Genomic DNA, 24,091 nt, shown 5'->3' with positions numbered 1-24,091 from the left:
CCGGGCCCTGAGGTCCTCAGTGATTCTTTTCGTTGTTCCACCGTACTGAAGGGTGTTCGTGATGAGCCGAGGCCTGATCGTTGTGGATGTGCAGAACGACTTCTGCGAAGGAGGCAGCATTCCCGTCTCGGGCGGCGCGCGGATCGCGACGAAGATCGCCGACCTGGTGGAACGGAGCGCAGGCCGGGACTACCAGTACGTCGTCGCCACCCGCGACCACCACATCGACCCGGGAAGCCACTTCTCCGAGAACCCCGACTTCAAGGACAGCTTTCCCGTCCACTGCGTGGCCGACACCGAGGGCAGTGAGCTCCACCCCCACTTCGCCCCGGCCCTCACCGGCGGCAAGGTCGACGCCGTCTTCCTCAAAGGCGCCCACAGCGCCTCCAAGAGCGGCTTCGAAGGCGCCGACGAAGAAGGAACCTCCCTCGCGGACTGGCTGCGCGCCCGCGGCGTGGACGACGTCGACGTGGTGGGCATCGCCACGGACCACTGCGTGCGCGCCACGGCGCTGGACGCCGTGAAGGCCGGCTTCCGCGCGCGGGTACGGCTGGACTACTCGGTCGGGGTCGCGCCGGACACGACGGCCGCGGCTGTGGACGACTTCCGCCAGGCAGGTATCGCTGTATCCGGGGAGACACCGGTGCCGCAGTAACTCCCAGTAGCACCGGTCCCGGGTCTGGCCGGCCCAGCCTGGGAGGGGGGCCAGTGTCTTCCTGGCGACCTGGCGACCTGGCGACCTGGCGACCTGGCGACCTGGCGCCGGGTGTTTCTCGTGCGCCATCATCAGGCCCTTGCCGGCCCGGCTTGCCCGAGACCTGTCGACCGCGGCCGACAGGGTTGTCGCACAGGGGCAGCGCGCTGCCGGCCCGCGTCGTCCGTTGTCTGTCAGGTGTGCAGACGGTGTGCGGAGTCGGTGCCCGGTGCCTGGTGGTCTTCGGTGGTGTAGGCGAAATTCAGGACGGTCCGCCGGGTGACGGGGCGGGCCAGGGGTGTGACGCGGTGGGCGGTGAGGTCGCTGCGTAGCGGGTAGGCGTCCCCTCAACCGCACCGCACCGAGACGTTCGAGCTGTCCACCGACCCGTGCTTCGTGGACGAGGCGCACGACGTCGCCGGCCTCTGCCTGGGTCCGCCCGAGCGGGCGCCGGTGTTCTGTGCGGACGAGAAGTCGCAGATCCAGGCCCTGGACCGCTCCCAGCCGGTGCTGCCGATGGATGCCCGGCGTCCCGCAGCGCATGACCCACGACTACGTGCGGGCCGGCACCACGACGCCGTTCGCCGCACTGGAGGTGGCCACGGGCAAGGTGACCGGCTCCCTTCCGCCTGCACTTCACGCCCACCGGCCCGTCCTGGCTCAACCTGGTCGAGCGGTGGTTCGCCGAGCTGACGAACAAGCAGATACGGCGAGACGTCCACGAATCCGTCCAGACCCCGGAGAAGGACATCCGCACCCGGATCGCCGCATGGAACACCGACCCCAAACCCTACGTCTGGACGAAAACCGCGGACGAGATCCTCGAACGCCCCGCCGGCTGTCTGAACAGAATTCCCGACCCGGAAGGCTGGAGCTCGTAGTCCCGGGACCAGTTCCTCTGGAGAATGTGGACCAGGGTCCGTCCGGGGTCAGCGGCCCCTGCGCACCCGGGCCGCCGCCCGGGCCTCCGCCGCCTTGCGGGCCTCGGCGGCCTTGCGGGACTCCTTGACGGGACGGCCCGGACGGCTGCCGAGACCACGGAAGGGCACGTTGCCGCTGTTGGCCTTCGTCCCAGCCGGCGGTCGCTTCGCACCTGTGATGGCGGTCAGCGTCGCCTCGCCGGAGCGCACCGGGGTGACGGTCGGCCGGATACCGGCATCGGACATCATCCGGTTCACCTCGCGCCGCTGGGCTGGAGTGACCAGGGTGACCACGGTCCCGGACTGTCCGGCCCGCGCTGTGCGCCCGCCGCGGTGCAGGTAGTCCTTGGGGTCGGCCGGCGGATCGACGTTGACGACGAGGTCGAGCGAGTCGATGTGAATGCCCCGCGCCGCGACGTTGGTAGCCACCAGCACGGTGATGTCACCATCCGTGAACCGGGCGAGCGTGTGCGTGCGCTGCGGCTGCGACTTGCCGCTGTGCAGGGCGCCGGCCCGCACGCCACCGGCCCGCAGATGACGTGTGAACTGGTCGACGCCCGCCTTGGTGTCCAGGAACATCAGCACCCGGCCGTCCCGAGCGGCGATCTCGGTCGCCGTGGCGTACTTGTCGGCGGGATGGACGGTCAGGACGTGATGGTCCATGGTCCCCACCGAGCCCGCCCCGGGGTCGACCGACGCGTGGACCGGGTCGTTCAGATGACTCCGCACCAACTGCTCGACGTGACGGTCGAGCGTGGCCGAGAACAGAAGCCGCTGCCCGTCCGAGGGGACCTGTTCCAGAATGTCCGAGACCTGCGGCAGAAATCCGAGATCGCACATCTGGTCCGCCTCGTCCAGCACCGTGATCCGCACGTGGTTCAGATGGCAGTCCCGGCGCGACACGAGGTCGGCCAGCCGCCCCGGCGTCGCGACGACCACATCGGCGCCGCTCCGCAGCTTTGCCACCTGCCGGTTGATCGACAGCCCGCCGACCACCGTCGCCAGCCGTACGTTCAGCGTCCGCGCGTACGGCACCAGGGCGTCGCTCACCTGCTGGGCGAGTTCCCGGGTCGGCACCAGGACCAGAGCGAGCGGCCGCTTCGCCTCCGCCCGCCGGCCCGCCGTCCGGACGAGGAGAGCGAGCCCGAAGGCCAGAGTCTTGCCGGACCCCGTCCGCGCCCGGGCGAGGACGTCCCGGCCTGCCAACGCGTCGGGCAGCGTCGCCGCCTGGACGGGGAACGGTTTCGTCACCCCGAGCCCTCCCATTGTCTCCACCAGCTCCGGCGGCAGCCCGAACGCGTCGAAGGACGCGGCCGGGGTCACCCCCGGCGACGCTGTCACTCGCGGGGGCGTGCCACCCCTGGAGGGTCCGGAGGCCGACGGCTTCGTGTTCATGAGGCACCTTCCTGATCTGGCGCCCGAAACGCACCGGGGTCCGTACCGAACGGTACGGACCCCGGTGCAATGAAGCGCGGGCACAGTTTATCAGCGGCCCGGAACGCACCTGCGGCACTGTTTTCTCCACCTTCGCCGGCGCCCACACCCTTCGTTTTGTCGTCCCCTCCTCGCTTTGCGGGGTGTGCCGGAGAAGCATGACCGGGCCTGGCTCGACACCAGTCCGAGTTCCGCCTTCACCCGCACAATGAGCTCTTTCCATATTCACTCTGAGCTGCCCACCCGGCGGAGAACGACCAGCCTGTCCTCGGGTGCGCGCCCGTTGGTGGGGCCCCGCCGGCCGGCCGGGGCGCGGCCGGCGACGCTGTGACCGGCCGATGAGGTTCCGCGCGCCGGCTGCGGGGGGCGAGCCCGAGCGGGCAGAATTGTCCGTGTGGAAGCGCACCGGCCACCGGAGAAGACCCCTGACGGTCACTTCGTCGTGGTCACGGGGCGGAAGTGGCGGGCGACCGATCCGTCCATTCCCGAGGAGATCGCCGCCCGTCTCCGGCGTCACCTCATGTCGGCCCGTCGCGCGGTGCGCTCCGCGACGACCGCGGGCGACCCGGAGGCCGAACGGGCGGCGCGCGCACGCGTGAACCGGGCAAAGGTCGCGTTGGGAGAACGCGGCACCCCGTGGTGGGACCAGCCCGAGGGCGAACGCCGCCGGCGTTGGGAACAGGGGCTCGCGCACCTCGATGCGGATGCGCAGAACTGAGGCCGTCGTGCTGCTGGGGAGCGGATGCGGGTTGTCCACCGCTGCCCGATCCGCTCCCCTCCGCACGGTTCGCGGGCAACATGCGGAAGTCACCCGTATTTTACGGATCGTCAACAACGTGATCAGAACATTCGCAGGGCGCGGCACTCCGGCTCAATCGTTGTGTTTCGCCGGATGCCGCCCTCCTCGCGATCTGGGCGTCGGTCCGTAGTCGGCTGAAAATACACCCTGATGAATCGTTGGTAAATCGAAGGCGCAGTCAGGCAAACCCTTGTCAACGACCTTCCCCGGCTTTAGCCTCCAAGGTGCCGTCCCGATGTGATCGCCTCTCGCCTCTGGAGGTTCCTGTGCTTCCTCGCGCCCGGTCGGGCTCAGTACGGAGATCGACCGCAGCGATGGTCACGGCATCCGCCTCCGAGGCTGTGGCGGCCGATCCAGCGGCCCTGGCGGGTACGCAGCTGGTAGCCCCTGAGTGCCTCGGTCGGACATCTCCAGGGGGAAACCGGGCCTGACAACGCTATCCATCGGTCGCGGGACATCGCACCCCCTCATGTGCACAGAAAGACGGTACGTCCGTGGTCACCACGAGCATCGCCGCTTCCCGCGGCTCCTCCCCGGGCGACAGAAAGGCCGCTGCCAGGGCCGCTTCGCCGGCTTTACCGCAGGACACCGCCGGTAGTCGTCGACGCCGCTTGCACACGGCCCATCTGTCGCCCCGGGACATGACCATCACCGCCGCGGAGGCGGAGTTCGCCGACCGGTTCGGGCTGAGCCCGGGCGAGATATGTGGCCATAACCTCTGCGACCTCCTGCTCGCGCGGTCCCCCGCATGCCTGCGGCACCGGTTCATCGGTCTTTGCGAGGGTCGGTTCGGCTGGTTCACGGAACGGGTGACCGGACGGGACGGTACCGGCCGGACCTTCCGCGCCACCCTGACCGCCATAGCGGTCGCAGGCCCGGACGGTCCCGCCGGACTCGTCGTCCTCCTCGGCCACGGTGAAGAGCCGGACCCCTCGGAGCCGCAGGGCGAGCAGACACTCAGCGCGCTCGACGCACGCGTTCTCGAGGGGGTCGCGGGCGGCGCCTCGACGACGCAGCTGGCCAGCACTCTCTACATGAGCCGTCAGGGAGTCGAGTACCGCGTGGGACGCCTGCTGCGCAGGTTCGACGCTTCCAACCGTCCCGCGCTCGTGGCGCGCGCCCACGGGCTGGGCATGTTCGCCGGGGGGCAGTGGCCCCCCCGCGTCCTCCCTGAGTTCGTGGAGTAACCGCCCTGCGGTTCCGCTCTCGCCGAGGCGGCCGCCCCGGGGCGGGCGGAGTCGGCCGCCTACGCCGCCGAAGGCAGCCACGCCTCCCGGAACCGGCGGCGGGCCCGGTGCAGACGGGAGCGGACCGTCCCCACCGGCAAGGAGAGGGTCTGCGCCATCTCCTCCTCGGTGAGTCCGTAGGCGCGCAGGGTGAGCACCTGCCGGTGGGAGAGGGAGAGCCGCTCCAGGACGTCGCTGATGTGCACGGCGTCCAGCGGGTTCACCTCCTGACCCGAGTCGACCCGCATGCAGGTGCCCTCCGAACCCGTCCGTTTCACGGTGCGGATGGCCTCGCGAAGCGTCACCGCCCGCACCCAGCCGTAGAAGGCGTCCGGCTCGCGCAGGGTACGCAGCCCGCGGTAGATGGCCAGGAGCGCCTCCTGGGTGGCGTCGGCGCCGTCGTCGTGCGTGACGGACCGGCACAAGCGGGCCACGTACGGCGTGATTCCGGTCAGCAGGTGGTTCATCGCCTGCTCGTCGCCGGCCTGGGCTCGGGGCAGCAGTGCGAGGGGCGCGGGTGTCTGGCCGAGGGTGCTCATGTGGTGGAGTGCTCCTTGTGGCAGCCGGTGCGGTCGTGCGCGGTGGGCCGGGGTGGCCGTCCTCACCGTGCGGGCGCGAGCGCGGGCAGGGACTCGGCGGCGTCCGTGAAGGCGAGGAGCCCGGTGCGGACGTCGTCGCGGAACGCCCGCATGAAGGCAGGGCTGAAGCAGGCGGTGGAGTGGGGGAACTCGATGGCGAGCCGCCTCTCGAAGGAGACGACGCACGCCATGACGGGGCTGCGGCCCGCCTGCGGGAAGTAGTGCTCGCGCGCGGGCACCAGCCGGATGTCCGTGACGTGCAGCCCGGCCGGCAGCCGGGGGCCGGGCACCACTCCCATGTTCGTGGCGATCACGGTGGCGAGCTGCAACGCCGGATTGCGGGGGATCTCTGGCGTGATCCGCATCTCGTGGTAGTGGTCGGCGCGGGCGATGAAGTCGCCCAGCCGGGTGTGAACGGTACGGGCCAGTGCCATGGGGTCGGTGTCCGTGGCGACGTCCAGGGCCTGCAGGTGGGTGGTGACGGCCGACACCATGACCGAGGCGGGCAGCGGCGGGGACAGCCGGGACCGCAGGTCCACGGGGGACAGGCAGCCGAGGGTGCGGGGGCCGTCTCCCCCCAGACGATGCCGTGCCGTCGTGAGAAGCGCGGCGGCGACGAGGGAGTGCACGGACACGCCGGCCTGACGCGCGGTCCGACGCAGCCGGGTGGTGCGCTCCTCGTCGAGGGCCAGCCGCTGTACGTCGATGTCACCGGCCGCTGCCGTGTTCTGCCCGGCGCTGGGGGCGGCCGGGCCCGGCACGTCGTAGGGCACGAGCTCGACGGGGTGCCGCCGTGTCTCCTCGACGCGCCGCTCCAGGTAGGCGGCGGTGGCCGTCAGGTCGGCGTCGGGCAGCAACCGGCTGACCGGCTGCGGCCATTGAGGGCCGTCGCCGGAATCACTTGGGGCGGCGCCGGCCGTGACCACCGCCTTCTCGCCCTCGTGGCCCTCGACCAAGGCGCGGTAGTGGTCCCAGACGGCGTTGTGCAGGGTGATGCTGCTGTGCCCGTCCGTGATGGTGTGGTCCACGACGAGGACGAACAGGTGGCGGTCGCTCTCCGGTGTGCTGACCAGGACCGCGCGGCTGAGCGGACCCCCGACCGGTAGGGGGGTGTTGAGCTCCGCCGCGTAGGCCTCCTCGCCGCCGGTGCGAGTGACCAGCCGGGGCCGCTCGTCCTCGGTGAGGAGTTGCAGGACGAAGCCTTGACCATCCGGCATGATGCGCGTGCGCAGAGTCGGGTGGGCCTGCGTGACGGCGTCGAACGCCGCCGACAGCGCACCGACGTCCACCCGTCCGCGCAGGGTGCAGGAGAGCACTGCTCTGCTTCGCTGCCCGACGTACAGCGTCTCGACCGGACACAACACACGATGCATGCCGCCCGCCTCTTTCCGTTGGTCTCTTTCCCTGGTTCACAGCGTGTGACGTCCTGTCACCACCGGGGCGGCGCAAGTCCGACGCCCGTTCGAGAATGCAATGCCGGGCACCGGCGAATCCACCTGGAACAGGGAGCCGGGCGAAAGTTTCGGGAATCCCCTAAAGGTTGACCGGAGCCGGTGCTATCCCGGTTCCGGGACAGTTCAGGGAAATACCTAAACTCTCGCCGCGAGGCCGGTCCGGGCTTGATCGGTTTCGCCGCCCCGTCGCATCCTGAGGACACCTGCAGGGCCGGCGGTGGGGTCGTGCCGACCCAACGCCCTCGGCGCGCGACCGTTCCTTTCCCGCCGCACGGGCCGAAGCCGCATCCCCGTCCACCCGACCGGGCGTCCCCGGCCGGGACATTACGACCTGTCACGTGAGGGCTGTGCCATGTCACTCCACGAGGACGACCACCGACCGCTGTCCGGAGCCCAGAAGGGACTGTGGTACGCCGGGCGGCTCGTGTCCGACAGCGCCGCGTACAACACCGCGGAGGCGGTGGAGATACACGGTGCCCTGGACACCGGCTTGTTCGAGACCGCGCTGCGCCGTACCGTCGGCGAGGCCGACACCTTCGCCCTGCGCTTCCTGGACACGGACGACGGCCCCCGCTGCCACCCGGCCCCGGACACGCACGACTGGACCCTGCACCGGATCGCCGTCGGCGACGCCGACGACCCGGAGGGGACCGCCTGGGAGTACGTCCGCGCGGAGCTGGCGACACCGGTGGACCTCGACAAGGGGCCGCTGTTCTCGCACACCCTGCTCACCCTCGCCCCCGACCGGCACCTGTGGCTGCTGAGGGCGCATCACATCCTGCTCGACGGCTACAGCTACAAGCTGCTGGGCCGCCGTCTCGCCGACATCTACAACGCGCTGGCCGAGGGACGCGAACCCGCTCCGGCCGCCTTCGCCCCCGTGAGCCGCCTCCAGACCGAGGAGGCGGCCTATCTCACCTCCGAGCGCTGCGCCCGCGACCGGGACCACTGGAGACGACGGCTGGCAGGACTGCCGGAGCCCGCGCGGCTCACCCGCCGCGACGCTCCGCCCGTCGCCTCGTTCCTGCGCCGCACCGCGGAGCTGGAGGACGCCGAGGCCAAGGCCCTGTCGGCCGCCGCGACCCGGCTCGGCGCCACGCGCACCGATCTGCTGACCGCCGCCGTCGCCGCCTACCTGCACCGCATGACCGGCGCCGACGACCTGGTGCTGGGCATGGCCACGATGAGCAGGCTCGGCAGCGCCGCCCTGCGCGCCCCCGGCACCGCCTCCGACGTCCTGCCGCTGCGCGTGGCCGCCGACCCCGGCACGTCCGTCGCCGGCCTGGTCCGCACGGTCGCCGGCGAACTGGGGGCGCTGCGCCGGCACCAGCAGTACAGGGGCGAGTTCATCCGCCGCGACCTGAACCTGCTGGGCACGGGCCGCCGGCTGTACGGGCCGGTGCTGAACATCGTCCCGTTCACCGAGTCCCTCGACTTCGGCGGCCACCCGGCCACCTGGCACCACCTCTCCGGCGGCGCCGTCGACGACCTCCAGATCACCGTCCGGCCCGGACCCCGGCCCGGCGGGCTCTGGCTCGCCTTCGACGCCAACCCCGCCCTGTACGAGGAGGACGAACTCGCCCTGCATCGCGACCGGTTCAAGACCCTGCTGCAACGGCTGGCGGACGCCGCGCCCGAGACGCCCGTGGGAGAGCTGGACCTGCTGCTGCCCGGCGAGCACCCGCGGGATGACCCCGTGCGGGACTTTCCCGTCACCGCGACGCTCACCGACCTGTTCGAGCGGCAGACGCGGACCTCGCCGCAGCGCGTCGCGGTGACGTACGAGGACGAACGGCTCACGTACGCCGAACTCGACGCCGGGGCAAACCGCCTGGCCCGGCTGCTGGCCGAGCGCGGCGCGGGCCCCGGCCGGGTGGTGGCGCTGGCCCTGGACCGGGGCCTGCGGATGCTGCCCGCCCTGCTGGCCGTCCTCAAGACCGGCGCCGCCTACCTGCCCCTGGACCCCGGCCACCCGGCGGAACGCCTGCGACCGGTCATGGACGACGCGGCCCCCGTCCTCCTCGTCACCGAGACCGACCTCGTGCCACGCCTCACCGGCGGCGTCCCCACCGTCGTCCTGGACGACCCCGCCGTCGAGGCGGACCTCGCCGCACGCCCGGCCGACGGGCTGACCGACGCCGAGCGACGGGGCCCGACGAGCCCGTCGGACATCGCGTACATCATCCACACCTCCGGCTCCACCGGCCGTCCCAAGGGCGTGCCCGTCGCGCACGCCAACGTGGTCCGCCTCTTCACCGCCGCGGCCGAGCACTTCGACTTCGGCGCGGGTGACGTGTGGACGCTGTTCCACTCCTACGCCTTCGACTTCTCGGTGTGGGAGATCTGGGGCGCCCTGCTGCACGGCGGCCGGCTCGTCGTCGTCCCCTACGCCGTCAGCCGCTCGCCCCGGGACTTCCTGCGGCTGCTGCACCGCGAGGGCGTCACCGTCCTCAACCAGACGCCGTCCGCCTTCGAACAGCTCATGGACGCGGACGCCGAGCGGGTGCCGGACAGCGGCCCGGACCCGGCGGGCGCGCTGCGTCACGTCGTCTTCGGCGGCGAGGTCCTGCGCCCCGAGCGGCTACGGCCGTGGGTCGACCGGCACGGACTGGACAGCCCGGCGCTGGTGAACATGTACGGCATCACCGAGACCACCGTGCACGTCACCCACCACCGCATCACCCCGGCCGACCTGACCGACCCCCGCCGGACGAGCGTCATCGGCAGGCCGCTGGCGGACCTGCGGGTGCACCTGCTGGACCCGGCGGGCCGGCCGGTGCCGCCGGGCGCCGTCGGAGAGATGCACGTGGCGGGTGCGGGCGTGGCCGCCGGGTACCTCGGCCGGCCCGAGCTGACCGCCGAGCGGTTCCTCGACGACCCGTTCGACCCGTCCGGCGGCCGGATGTACCGCTCCGGCGACCTGGCGCGGCGCCACGCCGACGGCACCCTGGAGTACGTGGGCCGGGCCGACCAGCAGGTCCAGTTGCGCGGCTTCCGCGTCGAACCCGGCGAGATCGAGGCCGTCCTCGCCGCCCACCCGCAGGTCTCCCGGGCGGCGGTCGTCGTACGCCGCGCAGACAACGGCGCCCGGCAGCTGGTCGCCTACACGGTGTCCGCCGGGCAGGAGCCGCCGAGTCCGGCGGAACTGCGCGCCCACGCCGCCACGCACCTGCCCGACCACATGGTCCCCGCGGCCTGCGTGAGCGTCGACGCGCTCCCGCTGACCGCCAACGGCAAGCTCGACACCGACGCCCTGCCCGCGCCCGACTTCACCGCCGTCGCGGTGGGCGTCCGCCCGCAGACCCCCGAACAGGCGCTGGTGTGCGGCCTGTTCGAGGACGTGCTGCGGCTGCCGCGCGACACGGTGGGGGTCGACGCCAACTTCTTCGACCTGGGCGGCGACTCCCTGCTCGCCACCCGCCTGCTGGCCCGCCTGCGGCACGGGAGCGGCGTCGAGGTGCCCATCACCGCCCTGTTCGACGGGCCGACACCGGCGGCGCTCGCACGACGGCTCGCCGACCGGCCCGGCACCGCCCCCGACCGCCCGGCCCCCGGCGACGTCGACCGTCCCGAGCTTCTCCCGCTGTCCTACGCCCAGGAACGCATGTGGTTCCTGAACCGGCTCGACGGGTCGGCGGCCACGTACAACATCCCGCTGGAGGTGCCGCTCGGCTCCGCCGCGGACACCGAGGCACTGCACGTGGCGCTCGGGGACCTCGCCGACCGGCACGAGAGCCTGCGGACGGTGTTCACCGAGCGGGACGGCGTGCCCCACCAGCGGATCCTGCCGCCGGGGGAGCTGCGTCCGACGCTGCGCCGTGTGGACTGCCCGGCCGACGAGATCGCCGCGCACGTCGCTGCGGCCTCCCGGCACCGCTTCGATCTGTCCGGCGAAAGCCCCCTGGCCGCCTGGCTGTTCGGGACGGGGGAGAAGTGCACACTGCTGCTGGTGCTGCACCACAGCGCGGCCGACGGCTGGTCGCTGCGCCCCCTCGCCGACGACCTGGCCGCGGCCTACGCGGCGCGCCGCGAGGGCCGTGCACCGGCCCGGGACCCGCTGCCGGTGCAGTACGCGGACTACGCCGTCTGGCAACGCGCCCTGCTCGCTCCCGAACCCGAGGGCACGGGACGGCTGGAGCGGCTGACCGCGCACTGGCGCGAGACGCTGGCCGGTCTGCCCGAGGAGTGCACGATGCCCGGCGACCGGCCCCGACCCGAGGTCGCGCGCGGCGGCGGTGCGCACGTCACCGAGACCGTGGACGCCGCACTTCACCGGGACCTGCTGGACCTGGCCGAGCGCGAGGGCGCCAGCCTGTTCATGGTGCTGCACGCCGCGGTGAGCGCCCTGCTCACCCGCTGCGGCGCCGGCGAGGACATCGTCGTCGGCACGCCCGTCGCGGGCCGCTCCGAACCCGCCCTGGACGACCTGGTCGGCCTGCTCGCCAACACCCTCGTGCTGCGCGCCGACACCTCTGGCGACCCCGCGTTCCGGGACCTGCTCGCCAGGGTGCGCCCGCACGACCTGATGGCCCTGGACCACCAGGACCTGCCCTTCGACCGGCTCGTGGACGAGCTCAACCCGCCCCGCAGCCCCGGCCGCCACCCGCTGTTCCAGGTCATGCTGGCCCTGCAGAACAACGAACCCGCCGTGCTCCGGCTTGACGACCGCGAGGTGCCGCTGCGGCCCACCGCCACCGGCACCGCCAAGTTCGACCTCTTCGTCGACGTCCTCGAACGGCGCGGCGCGGACGGCGCGCCCGACGGGCTCGACCTGCACGTCGAGTACGACACGGACCTGTACGACGCCTCCACCGCCGAGGGGATCGCCCGCGCCCTGGGGAAGCTGCTGCGCTCCGTGTGCGCGGACCCGGCCCGCAGGATCGGGGACCTGCCGGCGCCGCCCCCGCGCGCCCCTGCCGCCCCCGCCGCGATCGACGTCGCCGAGGTGGCGGACGCGGCCCTGTCCGTGCCCGGCATCCGCGACGCGGTCGCCCTGCCCGGCTCCGACGGCACGCCGCCGCACCTGTACCTGGTGCCGGGCCGCGCGGACGCCGCTGAACGCGTCGAACAGGTCCTCGACGAGGCCGGATACGGCGCGCTCCGCGTCACGGCGGTCAACACCCTGCCCCGCACCGCCGACGGCCGGCTCGACACCGGCGCGCTGCGCGCCCTGTCCCCGGTCGACCGCGCCGCCGCCGAAGCCTGGAGGCAGCGCCTGGACCGCGCCCCGGGCGTCCGCACGGCCGAGGCCGTGGTGGAGGCCGCCCCGGAGGAACTGACCCGCCGCCACGCCGGCCCCGCGCGCCGCACCGCTCCGCCGGCGCCGGCCGACGGACCCCGCACCGCGACCGGAGCCGTCCCGGCGCTCAGTGAGGGACCGGGGCTGACCGAACCGACCGTGCCCGGCTGGGCGCAGGCCCTCGTGCGGGCCGCCGAGCGCGACCACGGCGACATCGTGCACGTGCACGCCGACGGCAGCGAGACGCGGCGCGGCTACGCGTCCCTGCTCACCGAGGCCTCCCACGTCCTCGCCGGACTGCGGCGGGCCGGACTGCGCCCCGGCGACCAGGTGATCCTCCAGTGCGACGCCACCGAGGACTTCCTCGCCGTGCTGTGGGGGTGCATCCTCGGCGGCTTCGTCATCGTGCCGCTGACCGTCCCCGCCTCCTACGCCGCCCCCTCGGCGGCGCTGACCAAGCTGGAGGGCATCTGGCGGATGCTCGGCCGGCCCTGGATGGTGTGCTCCGCCGGCCTGGAGGCCGGCCTGCGCGACCTGGCGGCCCGGCAGGACTGGCCCGGGCTGCGGCTGACGACGGCCGACGCGCTGCGGGACGCGCCCGAGGACCGCGACTGGTACGCCGCCCGGCCCGACGACCTCGTCCTGATGCTGATGACGTCCGGCAGCACCGGTCTGCCCAAGGCCGTGCGTCTGACCCACCGCAACGTGCTGACCCGGTCCGCCGCCACCGAGCAGATGAACGGGCTCGGCGAACGGGACGTCTCCCTGAACTGGATCCCGCTCGACCACGTCACCGGCGTGGTGATGTTCCATCTGCGCGACGTGTACCTGGGCTGCCGGCAGATCCACGCGCCCACCTCCTGGATCCTGCAGGACCCACTGCGCTGGATGGACCTCGCCCACCGGCACCGGGTCACCGTCACCTGGGCGCCCAACTTCGCCTTCGGCCTGCTGGCCGAACAGTCCGACCGCTTCGGGGACCGGCAGTGGGACCTGACGCCGATGCGGCTCGCGATGAACGCCGGAGAGGTCGTCGTGGCCGCCGCGGCCCGCCGGTTCCTGCACGTCCTGCGGCCCTTCGGACTGCCCCAGGACGTGATGCACCCCGGCTGGGGCATGTCGGAGACCTGCTCGGTGGTCACCGACGCCGTACTGCCGGCCGTCGCACCGGGCACCGACGAGACGTTCGTCAGCTGCGGCCTGCCCTACCCCGGTTTCGCCATGCGGATCGTCGACGAGCACGGCACCGTCCTCACCGAGGGCGAGGTCGGCCTGCTCCAGGTCCGCGGTACCTCCGTGACCGGTGGCTACCACGACAACCCGGCGGCCAGCGCCGAGGCGTTCACGGACGACGGCTGGTTCGACACCGGCGACCTGGCCTTCCTGCGCGACGGCGAGCTGTACATCACCGGCCGCGCCAAGGACGTCATCATCGTCAACGGCGTCAACCACTACAGCCACGAGATCGAGGCCTGCGTCGAGGAACTGCCGTACGCCGTGCGCAGCTTCACCGCCGCGGTCGCGGTGCGCTCCGACCCGGCGGCGACCACCGACGAACTCGCCCTGTTCGTCCACCTCGCCCCCGGCCACGACCCCGCCACCGCGCTGCGGGAGATCGCCGGCAAGGTGACCCGGGAGATCGGCGTCAGCCCCGCCTTCCTCGTGCCGGTCGACGCCGACGCCGTCCCGAAGACCGAGATCGGCAAGATCCAGCGGACCAAGCTGCGCAAGAGCTTCGAGGCGGGCGTCTTCGACGACGCGGTCCGTGGGGCCCAGCTGCTCATGGGCACCGCCGTCACCCTGCCCGACTGGTTCCTGCGGCCGATGTGGCAGCGGGCCGAGCGCCACCGTCCGCGTGCGGCGGTGGCCGGCCGGCACGTCCTCGTCCTCGCGGGCGGCGAATCGCGGGCCCAGGACCTCGCCCTGCGCCTGGCGCGGTCGGTGCGGACCGAGGGCGGGCTGTGCACCCAGGTCACCGACGGCACGTCGTACGCCCGGCTCGACGCCGCCCACCACCGCATCCGGCCCGCCGAGGAGGCCGATCATCAGGCGCTGCTGCGAGCTCTCGAAGCCGACGGGCGGCCGGTCGACACCGTCGTGCACCTCGGCGCGCTGCACACCGGCGGGGCGGCCGACCCGGCGTCCGCCGAGGCCGTCACCGCCTCCCTGCTCGCCCTCGCCCGGGCCCTCGCCGCCCGGCCCGGCGGGCCGCGCCCGGCCAACCTGCTGTACGTGACGGCGGGCGCCCAGGCGGTCACCGCCGCAGACCGCCCCTCCCCGGCGCACGCCCCGGCCGGAGCCGTCCTGAAGTCGCTGCGGGAGGAGGTGAGCGGGCTGCGGTGCGTCCACCTCGACCTCGACCCCCACGGCGACGAGGACCTCGTACCCGTACTGCTCGCCGAAGCGGACGGCACCCCCGCCGACACCGAAGTCGCCCACCGCGGCGGACGGCGCCACGTGCGTCGGCTGGCCCCCCTGCCCGAGCCGGCACCTCGGACCGAACCGCCCGCCGACGACGGCTTCCACCTCCTCAGCGGCGGCCTGGGCGGGGTCGGCACCGAACTCGCAGCCCACCTCCTGCGCACGCCCGGGACCCGGCTCCTCGCCCTCGGCCGGACCCCCCTCCCCCCGGAGGACACCTGGCCGGAGCACCTCGCCGCCGGAGGGACCGCGGCCGCCCGCATCGACGCCTACCGGCGGCTGCGCGAACTCGGCGACATCCGGTACGCGTGCGCCGACGTCACCGACGAGCGGCAGGTACGGGAAGCCGTCCGCGCGGCCACCGAACACTGGGACGCGCCCCTGGCATCGGTCCTGCACCTGGCCGGAGCCCTCGTCGAACGCCCCGTCGGCGACCTGGACCCCGCCACCTGGCACGAGGCCCTGGACGCGAAGGTGCGCGGCGCCTGGACCCTGCACCGCGTGAGCACGGACCACCCGGTCTCCTCCTTCGTCACCTTCTCCTCGGTGAACGGCTGGTTCGGCGGCGCCCTGAACACCGCCTACGCCGCCGCCAACGCCTACCTCGACGCGCTCGCCCTGCACCGCCGCGCCCTCGGCCTGCCCGCGCAGAGCCTGGCCTGGAGCATGTGGCGCGAGCGCGGCATGAGCAGCGGCTACCGGCTCGCCGCGCTCACCGAGGCCCGCGGCTACCGCGCCCTGGACACCACCGCCGCGCTGCGCTCCTTCGACCTGGCCCGCACCCTGGACGAACCCCACCTGCTGATCGGCGCCGACCGCAGTGCCCCCTGGGTCCGCAGCCACGTCCTCGAACCCGCCCGGCAGGTCCGGCGACTGGCCGGACGTGTCGCCCTGGAGGACGGCGCCGAGCTCGGCGCGCTCTGTCGGGCCGCCTCCGAAGCCGCCGGCGGGGAGCACTGGGTACTGTGCGCGGCCGGCGGCGCCGCGCAGCCCGAAGCCCCCTCCGGCCAGGGCGAGCGGCTGCGGGACCTGGAGCGGCGGCTCGCCGACCTGTGGTGCGACGTCCTGGGGCGCGACCGGGTCGGCCGGGACGACAACTTCTTCGACCTGGGCGGCAACTCGCTGCTCCTGGTCGCCGCCCAGAGCGCGGTCGACCGGGCCTTCGGCATCGAGTTGCCCGTCGTCGACCTGTTCGCGCACCCCACCGTGCGCGACCTGGCCCGCCACCTGGAGGCCCTGACCGGGCCGCAGACCGCGGCCGCCGAACCGACGGCGGACCCGCAGACGCCGCCGGAGACCGCCGGGACCGGGTCGAGCGGCCTGGACCGGGCCAAGGAACGAGCCCAGCGGCAGCGCGTGGCCCGCGCCCGCCGCTCCGCACGGCAGGGGAAGGACCGAGGCCATGCCTGAGACCACCGAACCGCAGGACGAGCAGGCACCGGCCGTCGCCGTGATCGGCATGGCGGGCCGCTTCCCCGGCGCGGACGACCTGGACGCGTTCTGGGAGAACCTGGCCGCCGGACGGGAGTCGGTGCGGCCCGTCACCGACGAGGAGTTTCTGGCCGCCGGCGGATCCGAGCGCGACCTCGACGACCCCACGCTGGTCCGCATGGCGTCGGTCATCGAGGGGATCGACCGCTTCGACTCCGGGTTCTTCGGCTACAGCCCCGCCGAGGCCGCCGTCGTCGACCCCCAGCAGCGGCTGCTGCTGGAGACGGCGTACCACGCCCTGGAGGACGCCGTGTGCCTCGGCTCCGGCGCCGCGACGGGCACGTTCGGCGTGTACGCGGGCAGCGGCGACAGCCGCTACTACCCGGCCCACGTGCACCCGCGGTACGCCGGGCGGCCCGGATCGGTGGAACTCGTGCACGCGGCCACCGCCAACTCCCTGGGCACGCTCGCCACCCGCGTCTCCTACGAACTCGGGCTGACCGGCCCGAGCGTGTCGCTGCAGACGGCCTGCTCCACCGCGCTCGTCGCCGTGCACACCGCCTGCCAGGACCTGCTCGACTACCGGTGCGACACCGCGCTGGCCGCCGCGGTCTCCGTCAACCCCTCGGCGCTGCTCGGCTACCAGTACGTGCCCGACGGGCCCTTCTCGCCCGACGGACACTGCCGGGCGTTCTCCGAGGACGCGGCCGGCACTTCCTCCGGCGACGGCGTCGGCGCCGTCGTCCTCAAACGGCTGGAGGACGCCCTCGCCGACGGCGACCGCATCCGCGCCGTCATCCGGGGCAGCGCCGTCAACAACGACGGACGCCGCAAGGTCGGCTTCAGCGCCCCCAGCGCCGCCGGGCAGACCGAGGTCATCCTCGCGGCGCAGGCCCAGGCGATGACCGATGCCGGCACCATCGGACTGGTCGAGGCGCACGGCACCGCCACGCGCCTCGGTGACCCCATCGAGGTGGCCGCGCTCACCGAGGCCTTCCGGCAGTCCACATGGCGCCGCGGTTACTGCGCCCTCGGCTCGGTGAAGACCAACATAGGCCACCTCGGTGCGGCCGCCGGCATCGCCGGGCTCATCAAGGCCGTGCTGGCCCTGGAGCACCGGCAGGTCCCGCCGAACCCGCACTTCGAACGACCCAACCCGCACATCGACTTCGCCACCGGACCGTTCCGGGTGCCCACCACCCTGGAGGACTGGCCCGCGGGCGAGCACCCCCGGCGGGCCGCGGTCAGCGCCTTCGGCATCGGCGGCACCAACGCCCACGTCATCCTGGAGGAGGCGCCGCCCGCACCGCCCGCCCCGCCCCGGGAACCGGTGGACGGCCGCCGTCTGGCGCTGCCCCTGTCCGCGCGCACGGCCGGCGCCCTGCGCGGCCAGGCCGAGGCGCTCGCCCGCCACCTCGAACGGCGGCCGGACCTGCGCCTGGACGACGTCGCGCACTCCCTGCGCACCGACCGCCCCGCGCTGCGCCACCGCCTGGCGGTGACCGCCGCCTCCCGTGAGGAGGCCCTGTCCGCGCTGCGCACCGCCGTGCCCGCGACCCCGCCCCTGCCGGACGAACCCGCACAGGTGGCGTTCCTGCTGCCGGGCGGCGGCACCCAGTACCCCGGCATGGGCGCGGACCTCTACTACGAGCACGACACCTACCGCGACACCGTCGACGAGTGCGCGCGCATCCTGCGTCCCACCCTCGGCGCGGACCTGCGCGACACCCTGTTCCAACGGCGGCAGGCCGACAGCACGAGCATGTTCCTCGCCCTGGTGGTCACCGAGTACGCCCTCGCCCGGACCCTCATGGCGGCGGGGGCGCGTCCAAACGCGCTCATCGGCCACTCGCTCGGCGAGTACACGGCCGCCTGCCTGGCCGGGGTGATCGACCTCGACGAGATGCTGCCCCTGGTCGCCGCACGCATCCGGCTCATCAGCTCCGCCGGCGGGGCGACCGTCGGGGTGGCGGCCCCCGTCGAGGACGTGCTGCCGCTCCTCGACGAGGAGCTGTCTCTCGCCGCGGTCAACGGCCCCGCCGCTTGCACCGTCGCCGGGTATGAGGGCGCCGTCGCGCGTTTCGAGGCCGAACTCGCCCGCAGGGGCCTGACGTTCCGCCGGCTGCGCATCCCGGCTGCCGCGCACTCCCACGTCCTGGACCCGGTGCTGGAGACGTACGAGGAGCACCTGCGCGGCGTCACCCTGCGCGCGCCGCGGATCCCGTTCGTCACCAACGTCACCGGCACCTGGATCACCGACGCGCAGGCGACCTCGGTCCGGCACTGGATCGACCACACTCGCGACACCGTGCGGTTCGCCGACGGCGTCACCGCCCTGTGGGAGCGCCGTCCCGTCCTGGTGGAGATCGGACCGGGCGACACCCTGACCAAGCTGGCCGCCGCTCAGCTCGCGCAGCACACACCGGTGACGGTGACCACCATGCGGCACGCCAAGGCCGACGCCACCGACGGGTTCGTCCTCGCCGAGGCGCTGGGCCGGCTGTGGAGCACGGGCGTGGACAGCGCGCTCCCCGAGGTGCCGGGCACACCCCGACGCGCCCCCCTGCCCCCGTACGCCTTCGAACGGCGCCGCCACTGGATCGACGCCCCCGGTGCCCGCACGGACCCCGGCGCACCGGACCCCGGCGCACCGGACGCCGGGACCCCGGTGGACGCCGAGCCGGTCCTCGGGCCGCGGCCCCGCCTGACCACCGGGTACGTGCCGCCGCGCGGCGAGCGCGAACAGGCGGTGACCCGCCTGTGGGGGGAGACCCTCGGCATCGGCGGCATCGGCGTCCACGACAACTTCTTCGATCTGGGCGGCGACTCGATGCGCGCCGTCGTACTGGCGGGCCGGCTGCGCCAGGCCGGCGTGCTCGACGTACCCGCCGCGACCCTGCTGGCCGCACCCACCGTCGCCGGACTCCTCGCGGCGGCCGACGACACCTCGGCACAGACGCCCGGCGGCCCGAACGCGCTGGCCCCGCTGCTGCCGCTGCGGGCACAGGGAGACGCCGCGCCCCTGTTCTGCGTCCACCCCGGGGCGGGCGTGTCCTGGCGCTACACAGGTCTGCTGCCCCATCTGGGCGGCGACCAGCCGGTCTACGGCATCCAGGCCGTCGGCCTCGACGGCACCCGCCCGCCCGCGCCGGACGCGGCGTCCATGATCGCCTCCTACGTCGACCTCGTTCGCCGGGTGCAACCTCAGGGACCCTACCGGCTGTTGGGCTGGTCCTACGGCGGCTTCGTGGCGCACGCGATGGCCTGCGCCCTGCAGGAGCAGGGCGAACGGGTGGAACTGCTGGCCATGCTGGACGCCCCCCAGCCGCACGGCACGCCCTACGACCCCACGGCGGCCGAACGGCAGGTGGCGTCCCTGCTGGCGAGGGTGGCCGGCCTGCCCCCCGAACCGGCGGGGGACCAGCCGCCGGGCGTGGCCGACGTCCTGGACCGCATCGACGCCGACCTGGCCGTGGATCCGGCCAGTTCGCCGGTCACCCGGGCCGAGGCCGCGGCCATCGCCGAGGTCATGGGCAACAACCTGCGCCTGGCACCCCAGTTCGCGCCCGGTGTCTTCCGCGGGGACGTGCTGTTCTTCAGCGCCGGCCGGGAGCGGGCCACCGACTTCCCCGGCGACCTCGCGGTGCTCCCCGGCAAGGCCGACGGCTGGCGGACCTGTGTCGACGGCACCCTCCAGGACCACCGGGTGCCGTGCGGCCACTACGAGATGACCGAACCCGAGCCCCTCGCGCTGATCGGCGCCGCCGTCGCCAAGGCGCTGCGCGAGACGTCCCGCTGACCGACCGGCCCCGCCCGCCCTCGTCCCGAGCGGGCCCCGATCCTCCAGGAGACCCCACGTGATTCCGACAGCCACCCAGGACCTCTACGAACTCGGCGACGCGCCCGAGATGGGCACCGTGCCGAAGAAGATGTACGCCTCGTTGATCCGTCGCGAACGCTACGGGCAGCCCGTCGACGCCTTCCGCACCGAAGTGGTCGACGTGCCCCCGGTCGGACGCGGGCAGGTGCTCGTCAAGGTGATGGCGGCCGGGGTCAACTACAACAACGTCTGGGCGTCCATGGGGCACCCGCTCGACGTGATCGCCGCCCGGCAGAAGGCCGGAGCCACCGAGGACTTCCACATCGGCGGCTCCGACCTGTCCGGTGTCGTGTGGGCCGTCGGCGAGGGGGTGCGGGACGTCAAGCTGGGCGACGAGGTCGTCGTCCTGGCCAGCCGGTGGGACGAGACGGCCGAGGACATCCGCCTCGGCGCCGACCCGGCCTTCTCCACCACCCAGCGCGTGTGGGGGTACGAGGAGAACTACGGCTCCTTCGCCCAGTTCGCCGTCGTCGACGACTACATGTGCCACCCCAAGCCCGCCCGACTGTCATGGGCGGAGTCCGCCTGCTATATGGCGACGGCCGCCACCGCCTACCGCCAGCTCTTCGGCTGGGAACCGCACACGGTCCGGCCCGGCGACCCGGTGCTGATCTGGGGCGGGGCCGGCGGCCTGGGCTGCATCGCCATCCAGCTCGTACGGCACGTCGGCGGCACCCCGGTCGCCGTCGTCTCCAGCGAGGAGCGCGGCGAGTTCTGCATGAAGCTCGGCGCGCAAGGGTGGATCGACCGGCGTGAGTTCGACCACTGGGGCCGGATGCCGGACACCTCTGACGAGGCGGCGATGGCCCGCTGGCTGACCGGTGCGCGCGCGTTCGGACGGCGCTTCTGGGAGGTGCTCGGCGAGCGTCGCGGTCCGCGGGTCGTGCTGGAGCACTCCGGCGCCGACACCATCCCCACGTCCATGTACCTGTGTGCCAACGGGGGCATGGTCGTCATCTGCGGCGGCACCACCGGCTACAACGGCGACGTGGACCTGCGCTTTTTGTGGATGCGGCAGAAGCGGCTGCAGGGCTCGCACGTGGCCGGTGTCCGTGAGGCCCGTGAGGTGACCCGGTTGATCGACCAGGGCTTCGTCGACCCGTGCCTGTCGCGGACGTTCGGCTTCGAGGAGATCGGTCTGGCACACCAGCTCATCCACGACAACCGCCACCCGGCGGGCAACATGGCGGTGCTGGTCAACGCGTCGGCATGACGCCGAGACGGCCCCCGCTCCGCGCGTCGAGCGCGGGGCGGGGGCTGCGGTGATCGGAGGCCGGTAGCCAGAGGGGCGTGGCCAAGGGTCAGGGGCCGGCCCGGCCCAGGACCGTGCTGAAGACGCCCGCGCCGATCGGGACCACGTCGGCGTGCACGGCGAGTACCGGGTCCGTCCGGGTCTCTATGCGCAGTCCGCAGGCGAACGGGTGCGCCCGCAGGTCGCGCAGGGAACTCAACGCGTCGGCGGGAAGGGCCCGCGGCCCGGTGTGCAGAGCTTTCCACGCGGCTTCCTTCGCCGAGAACAACGAGGTCACCGACCATGGCATTGCCCCGGGCCCGGGGGTGCGCAGCAGTTCCTCCTCGTCCTCGCACAGGACGAGCCGTGCCGCCCGGGAGGGCAGGGGACGCAGTTCCAGATCGCAGCCGAGGGGGGTGTCCCGGCCCGGCGCCCGGGCGACGGCCACCGCGACCCCGGCGCTGTGCGTGATCGACGCCGCCCGTCCGGGCGGGAACGCCGGCAGGCGGCCCGCCCGCGGGATCTCCCCGCAGTCCAGCCCCACCGCGTGCAGCGCGCGCCGCGCCGCGAGCCGGCCGGCCAGGAACTCCCCCCGCCGTCGCGACGGCATCACCGCGGCAGCGGCCTCCTCGGCGGGCCCGGCGGGCACGGCCCGCGGATCCGAGGTGAGGGCGACACCCAGGCCGAGACCGGCCGCCGCCCACGTCGGCCGTCGGGGGAGCAGCCGGGCGGCCACGTCGATGCTCTGACGGGCCTTCGCGCCAGAGAGTTCCTCGGCGGGCACGGCCCGCGCAACCAGGGTGACGACGCCCAGCCCGAGGCCGGCCGCCCCACCGGGGAACACGCCCGGGGGACGGCCGGCCGTCGGGTCAGGGCACTGGCGCGGACGCACCCGTCAGGCCCGCAGCAGCTTCTTGACGATCTTCCCGGCGGGGTTGCGCGGCACCTGCTCGATGAACTCCACCCGCCGCGGGCGCTTATAGGGCGCGAGCTGCTGCCCGACGTGGGCGAGCAGGTCCGTGGCCCGCGTGTCCGGCTCGGCGACGACGTACGCCAGTGGTACCTCGCCGTAGTCCTCGTCGGGCATGCCGACGACCGCGGCGTCCCGGACCGCCGGGTGGGACACCAGAGCGCGTTCGATCTCCGAGGGGTAGACGTTCTGTCCGGCCCGGATGATGACGTCCTTGGTACGGTCCACGAGGTGGATGCGGCCCGCCTCGTCGACGAAGCCCAGGTCACCCGTCTTGATCCAGCCGTCGAGAGTGATCTCGCGCGTGGCCTCGGGATCGTTCCAGTACCCCTGCATCACACCCGGTCCGCGCACGACGATCTCGCCGATCTCGCCGCGGGGCAGTTCCCGTCCGGTCCCGTCGACCGCGCGGGCGGACATGCCGGGCACGACACGTCCGCAGGGGATGCGGGCGGTGACGTCCCCGGGAGCCGGATGCTCGTCGGGGCCGAGGGTGACGAACGGGCCGCCGACCTCCGTCATGCCGTAGACCTGCCGGAAACCGCAGCCGAGGCGTTCCACGGCGTCGGCGTATACGTCCAGGGGCATGGGGGCGGCACCGTACAGGACCTCCCGCAGCGAGGACAGGTCGGTGCGCTCGGCGCCCTTGGCCTGGAGCATGAAGCGGAGCATCTGCGGGACCAGCCACATGTGGGTGGCGCGGTGCTCCTCCACCGCGGCCAGCGCCCGCTGCGGGGTGAAACCGGGCATGAGTACGACGGTGGCGCCGGCGGCCAGGTAGGTCAGGGACACCACCATGCTGCCGTGGTACAGGGGGCAGCAGTTGACCATGACGATGTCGTCGGTGGGGCGTGCCGTGACCAGCCAGCCCAGGGCGATGGCGCGGAACGAGGCACCGTCGACCGTGACGCCCTTGGCCCGACCCGTGGTCGCCGATGTGTGCAGCACGGCGATCGGATCGGTGTCGGCCACCTCGGGCAGGTGCCGCTCGGCGGCCAGCGTGCCCAGGGCCTCGAACGCCGGCTTGTCCAGCGCCATCCTGATCCGCACCGACGCCGGCAGCCCGGGGTGCCGGTCCAGCAGCTCCGACTCGCCGAGGACGGCCACCGCGCCGACGCGCTCCACGATGCCGGCGACCTCGGGCACGGCCAGGCTGTGGTTGAGCGGGACGAACAGCGCGCCCAGCCGGGCGAGCGCGAAGTAGGCCTCCAGGACCTCGATGCGGTCCTTGGACAGCACTGCGACGCGGTCGCCGCGCTCGATGCCGAGGTCGGCCAGTCCCCGCGCCAGTTCGTGCACGCGGTCGTGGAACTGCGTCCAGGTGAGCCGGCGCCGCTCGTCGACCAGGGCCAACCGGTCCGGGTGGCACTGGCGGTTGCGCTCCAGCAGCTGCGTCAGCCACATCACGCACCGCCGGCGCCGGCGGCGGAACGCTCTGCCGTGAACCGCTCGTAGTCGGCGATCGTGCGCAGCTCCTCCATGTCGTCGGCGGTGATCTCCACGCCGAGCCGCTGCTCGACGAGCAGGACGAGACGCACCAGGTCACCGGAGTCGATGCCGCTCGCGGCGAGGTCGGTGTCGTCACCGATCCGCTCGGCATCGGCGAACTCCGCGGTACCGGTGAGTTCGACCAGCAGCTCCCTGATGGTGCTCATGCTTTCCCCTTTCGCCGCGGCCGGCGGCCGGCGAGCGGATCTCGTGGGTCCTTGTCACCTCAGCAAGAGGGCCGCTCGGCGCAGCGCAATCCCCACGGCCCGGCGTGACCTTTGTCACGCGTCCGCACCGAACGGCCCGGGGATAGCGGGGCCTGTCCG

The 24,091-nt window shown here is 73.4% G+C and carries 12 protein-coding genes and 2 pseudogenes; 7 read left to right on the top strand and 7 right to left on the bottom strand.

Going from position 1 to position 24,091, the window contains the following annotated elements; all coding sequences use genetic code 11:
* The first annotated feature begins 61 nt into the window (after positions 1 to 61).
* Complete coding sequence (locus tag ACWZEH_RS00610) at positions 62 to 655, top strand: isochorismatase family protein (protein WP_456194986.1); 594 nt, start codon at positions 62 to 64, stop codon at positions 653 to 655.
* A gap of 233 nt (positions 656 to 888) precedes the next feature.
* Here ACWZEH_RS00610 and ACWZEH_RS00605 read toward each other — a convergent pair.
* A pseudogene (locus tag ACWZEH_RS00605) lies at positions 889 to 1,029 on the bottom strand (HalD/BesD family halogenase); the annotation flags it as partial.
* A 13-nt stretch (positions 1,030 to 1,042) separates the two neighbouring features.
* Between ACWZEH_RS00605 and ACWZEH_RS00600 the strand changes: the two are divergent.
* A pseudogene (locus tag ACWZEH_RS00600) lies at positions 1,043 to 1,575 on the top strand (transposase); the annotation flags it as partial.
* A gap of 48 nt (positions 1,576 to 1,623) precedes the next feature.
* Here ACWZEH_RS00600 and ACWZEH_RS00595 read toward each other — a convergent pair.
* Positions 1,624 to 3,009 (bottom strand): DEAD/DEAH box helicase, encoded by a 1,386-nt coding sequence (locus ACWZEH_RS00595; RefSeq protein ID WP_456194985.1) that lies wholly within the window; start codon positions 3,007 to 3,009, stop codon positions 1,624 to 1,626.
* A 433-nt stretch (positions 3,010 to 3,442) separates the two neighbouring features.
* Between ACWZEH_RS00595 and ACWZEH_RS00590 the strand changes: the two genes are divergently transcribed.
* Positions 3,443 to 3,766: a hypothetical protein gene (locus ACWZEH_RS00590; RefSeq protein ID WP_456194984.1), complete on the top strand. Its 324-nt coding sequence runs from the start codon at positions 3,443 to 3,445 to the stop codon at positions 3,764 to 3,766.
* A 722-nt stretch (positions 3,767 to 4,488) separates the two neighbouring features.
* Positions 4,489 to 5,034, top strand: a complete 546-nt coding sequence (locus ACWZEH_RS00585; RefSeq protein ID WP_456194983.1) for a helix-turn-helix transcriptional regulator — start codon at positions 4,489 to 4,491, stop codon at positions 5,032 to 5,034.
* A gap of 59 nt (positions 5,035 to 5,093) precedes the next feature.
* Here ACWZEH_RS00585 and ACWZEH_RS00580 read toward each other — a convergent pair whose 3' ends face one another.
* Both ACWZEH_RS00580 and ACWZEH_RS00575 read right to left on the bottom strand, forming a co-directional pair.
* Positions 5,094 to 5,612, bottom strand: a complete 519-nt coding sequence (locus ACWZEH_RS00580) for an RNA polymerase sigma factor (RefSeq protein ID WP_456194982.1) — start codon at positions 5,610 to 5,612, stop codon at positions 5,094 to 5,096.
* A 62-nt stretch (positions 5,613 to 5,674) separates the two neighbouring features.
* Complete coding sequence (locus ACWZEH_RS00575) at positions 5,675 to 7,024, bottom strand: phthiocerol/phthiodiolone dimycocerosyl transferase family protein (RefSeq protein WP_456194981.1); 1,350 nt, start codon at positions 7,022 to 7,024, stop codon at positions 5,675 to 5,677.
* Between the two features lie 433 nt (positions 7,025 to 7,457).
* Between ACWZEH_RS00575 and ACWZEH_RS00570 the strand changes: the two genes are divergently transcribed.
* The 3 genes from ACWZEH_RS00570 (at position 7,458) to ccrA (ending at position 21,289) form a co-directional block, all read left to right on the top strand.
* Positions 7,458 to 16,175 (top strand): amino acid adenylation domain-containing protein, encoded by an 8,718-nt coding sequence (locus tag ACWZEH_RS00570; protein WP_456194980.1) that lies wholly within the window; start codon positions 7,458 to 7,460, stop codon positions 16,173 to 16,175.
* Positions 16,168 to 19,995, top strand: coding sequence for a type I polyketide synthase (locus ACWZEH_RS00565; protein WP_456194979.1), 3,828 nt, complete (start codon positions 16,168 to 16,170; stop codon positions 19,993 to 19,995). Before ACWZEH_RS00570 ends, ACWZEH_RS00565 begins: the two co-directional genes overlap by 8 nt.
* Before the next feature lie 109 nt (positions 19,996 to 20,104).
* Complete coding sequence (ccrA, locus tag ACWZEH_RS00560; protein WP_456199984.1) at positions 20,105 to 21,289, top strand: crotonyl-CoA carboxylase/reductase; 1,185 nt, start codon at positions 20,105 to 20,107, stop codon at positions 21,287 to 21,289.
* Between the two features lie 88 nt (positions 21,290 to 21,377).
* Here the strand turns inward: ccrA and ACWZEH_RS00555 are convergent, their stop codons facing one another.
* Genes ACWZEH_RS00555 through ACWZEH_RS00545 form a run of 3 tightly spaced genes read right to left on the bottom strand, consistent with a single transcriptional unit; the run spans position 21,378 to position 23,932 of the window.
* Complete coding sequence (locus ACWZEH_RS00555) at positions 21,378 to 22,151, bottom strand: 4'-phosphopantetheinyl transferase superfamily protein (protein WP_456194978.1); 774 nt, start codon at positions 22,149 to 22,151, stop codon at positions 21,378 to 21,380.
* A gap of 51 nt (positions 22,152 to 22,202) precedes the next feature.
* Complete coding sequence (locus ACWZEH_RS00550) at positions 22,203 to 23,681, bottom strand: class I adenylate-forming enzyme family protein (RefSeq protein ID WP_456194977.1); 1,479 nt, start codon at positions 23,679 to 23,681, stop codon at positions 22,203 to 22,205.
* Positions 23,681 to 23,932 carry an acyl carrier protein gene (locus ACWZEH_RS00545; protein ID WP_456194976.1) on the bottom strand — a complete coding sequence of 84 codons (252 nt, stop codon included), beginning with the start codon at positions 23,930 to 23,932 and terminating at the stop codon, positions 23,681 to 23,683. Before ACWZEH_RS00545 ends, ACWZEH_RS00550 begins: the two co-directional genes overlap by 1 nt.
* Between the last annotated feature and the right edge of the window lie 159 nt (positions 23,933 to 24,091).

It is taken from the genome of Streptomyces yamdrokensis (assembly GCF_053890455.1).
The sequence above is the reverse complement of the archived record's forward strand: the minus strand, read 5'-3'. Positions and strand labels throughout refer to the sequence as shown.

Bases quoted from the DNA above. Each gene is read 5' to 3' on its own strand.
- ACWZEH_RS00575 (WP_456194981.1), bottom strand. From the start codon at position 7,024: ATGCATCGTGTGTTGTGTCCGGTCGAGACGCTGTACGTCGGGCAGCGA.
- ACWZEH_RS00550 (WP_456194977.1), bottom strand. From the start codon at position 23,681: ATGTGGCTGACGCAGCTGCTGGAGCGCAACCGCCAGTGCCACCCGGAC.
- ACWZEH_RS00595 (WP_456194985.1), bottom strand. From the start codon at position 3,009: ATGAACACGAAGCCGTCGGCCTCCGGACCCTCCAGGGGTGGCACGCCC.
- ACWZEH_RS00580 (WP_456194982.1), bottom strand. From the start codon at position 5,612: ATGAGCACCCTCGGCCAGACACCCGCGCCCCTCGCACTGCTGCCCCGA.
- ACWZEH_RS00610 (WP_456194986.1), top strand. From the start codon at position 62: ATGAGCCGAGGCCTGATCGTTGTGGATGTGCAGAACGACTTCTGCGAA.
- ACWZEH_RS00585 (WP_456194983.1), top strand. From the start codon at position 4,489: ATGACCATCACCGCCGCGGAGGCGGAGTTCGCCGACCGGTTCGGGCTG.
- ACWZEH_RS00570 (WP_456194980.1), top strand. From the start codon at position 7,458: ATGTCACTCCACGAGGACGACCACCGACCGCTGTCCGGAGCCCAGAAG.
- ACWZEH_RS00565 (WP_456194979.1), top strand. From the start codon at position 16,168: ATGCCTGAGACCACCGAACCGCAGGACGAGCAGGCACCGGCCGTCGCC.
- ccrA (WP_456199984.1), top strand. From the start codon at position 20,105: ATGGGCACCGTGCCGAAGAAGATGTACGCCTCGTTGATCCGTCGCGAA.
- ACWZEH_RS00545 (WP_456194976.1), bottom strand. From the start codon at position 23,932: ATGAGCACCATCAGGGAGCTGCTGGTCGAACTCACCGGTACCGCGGAG.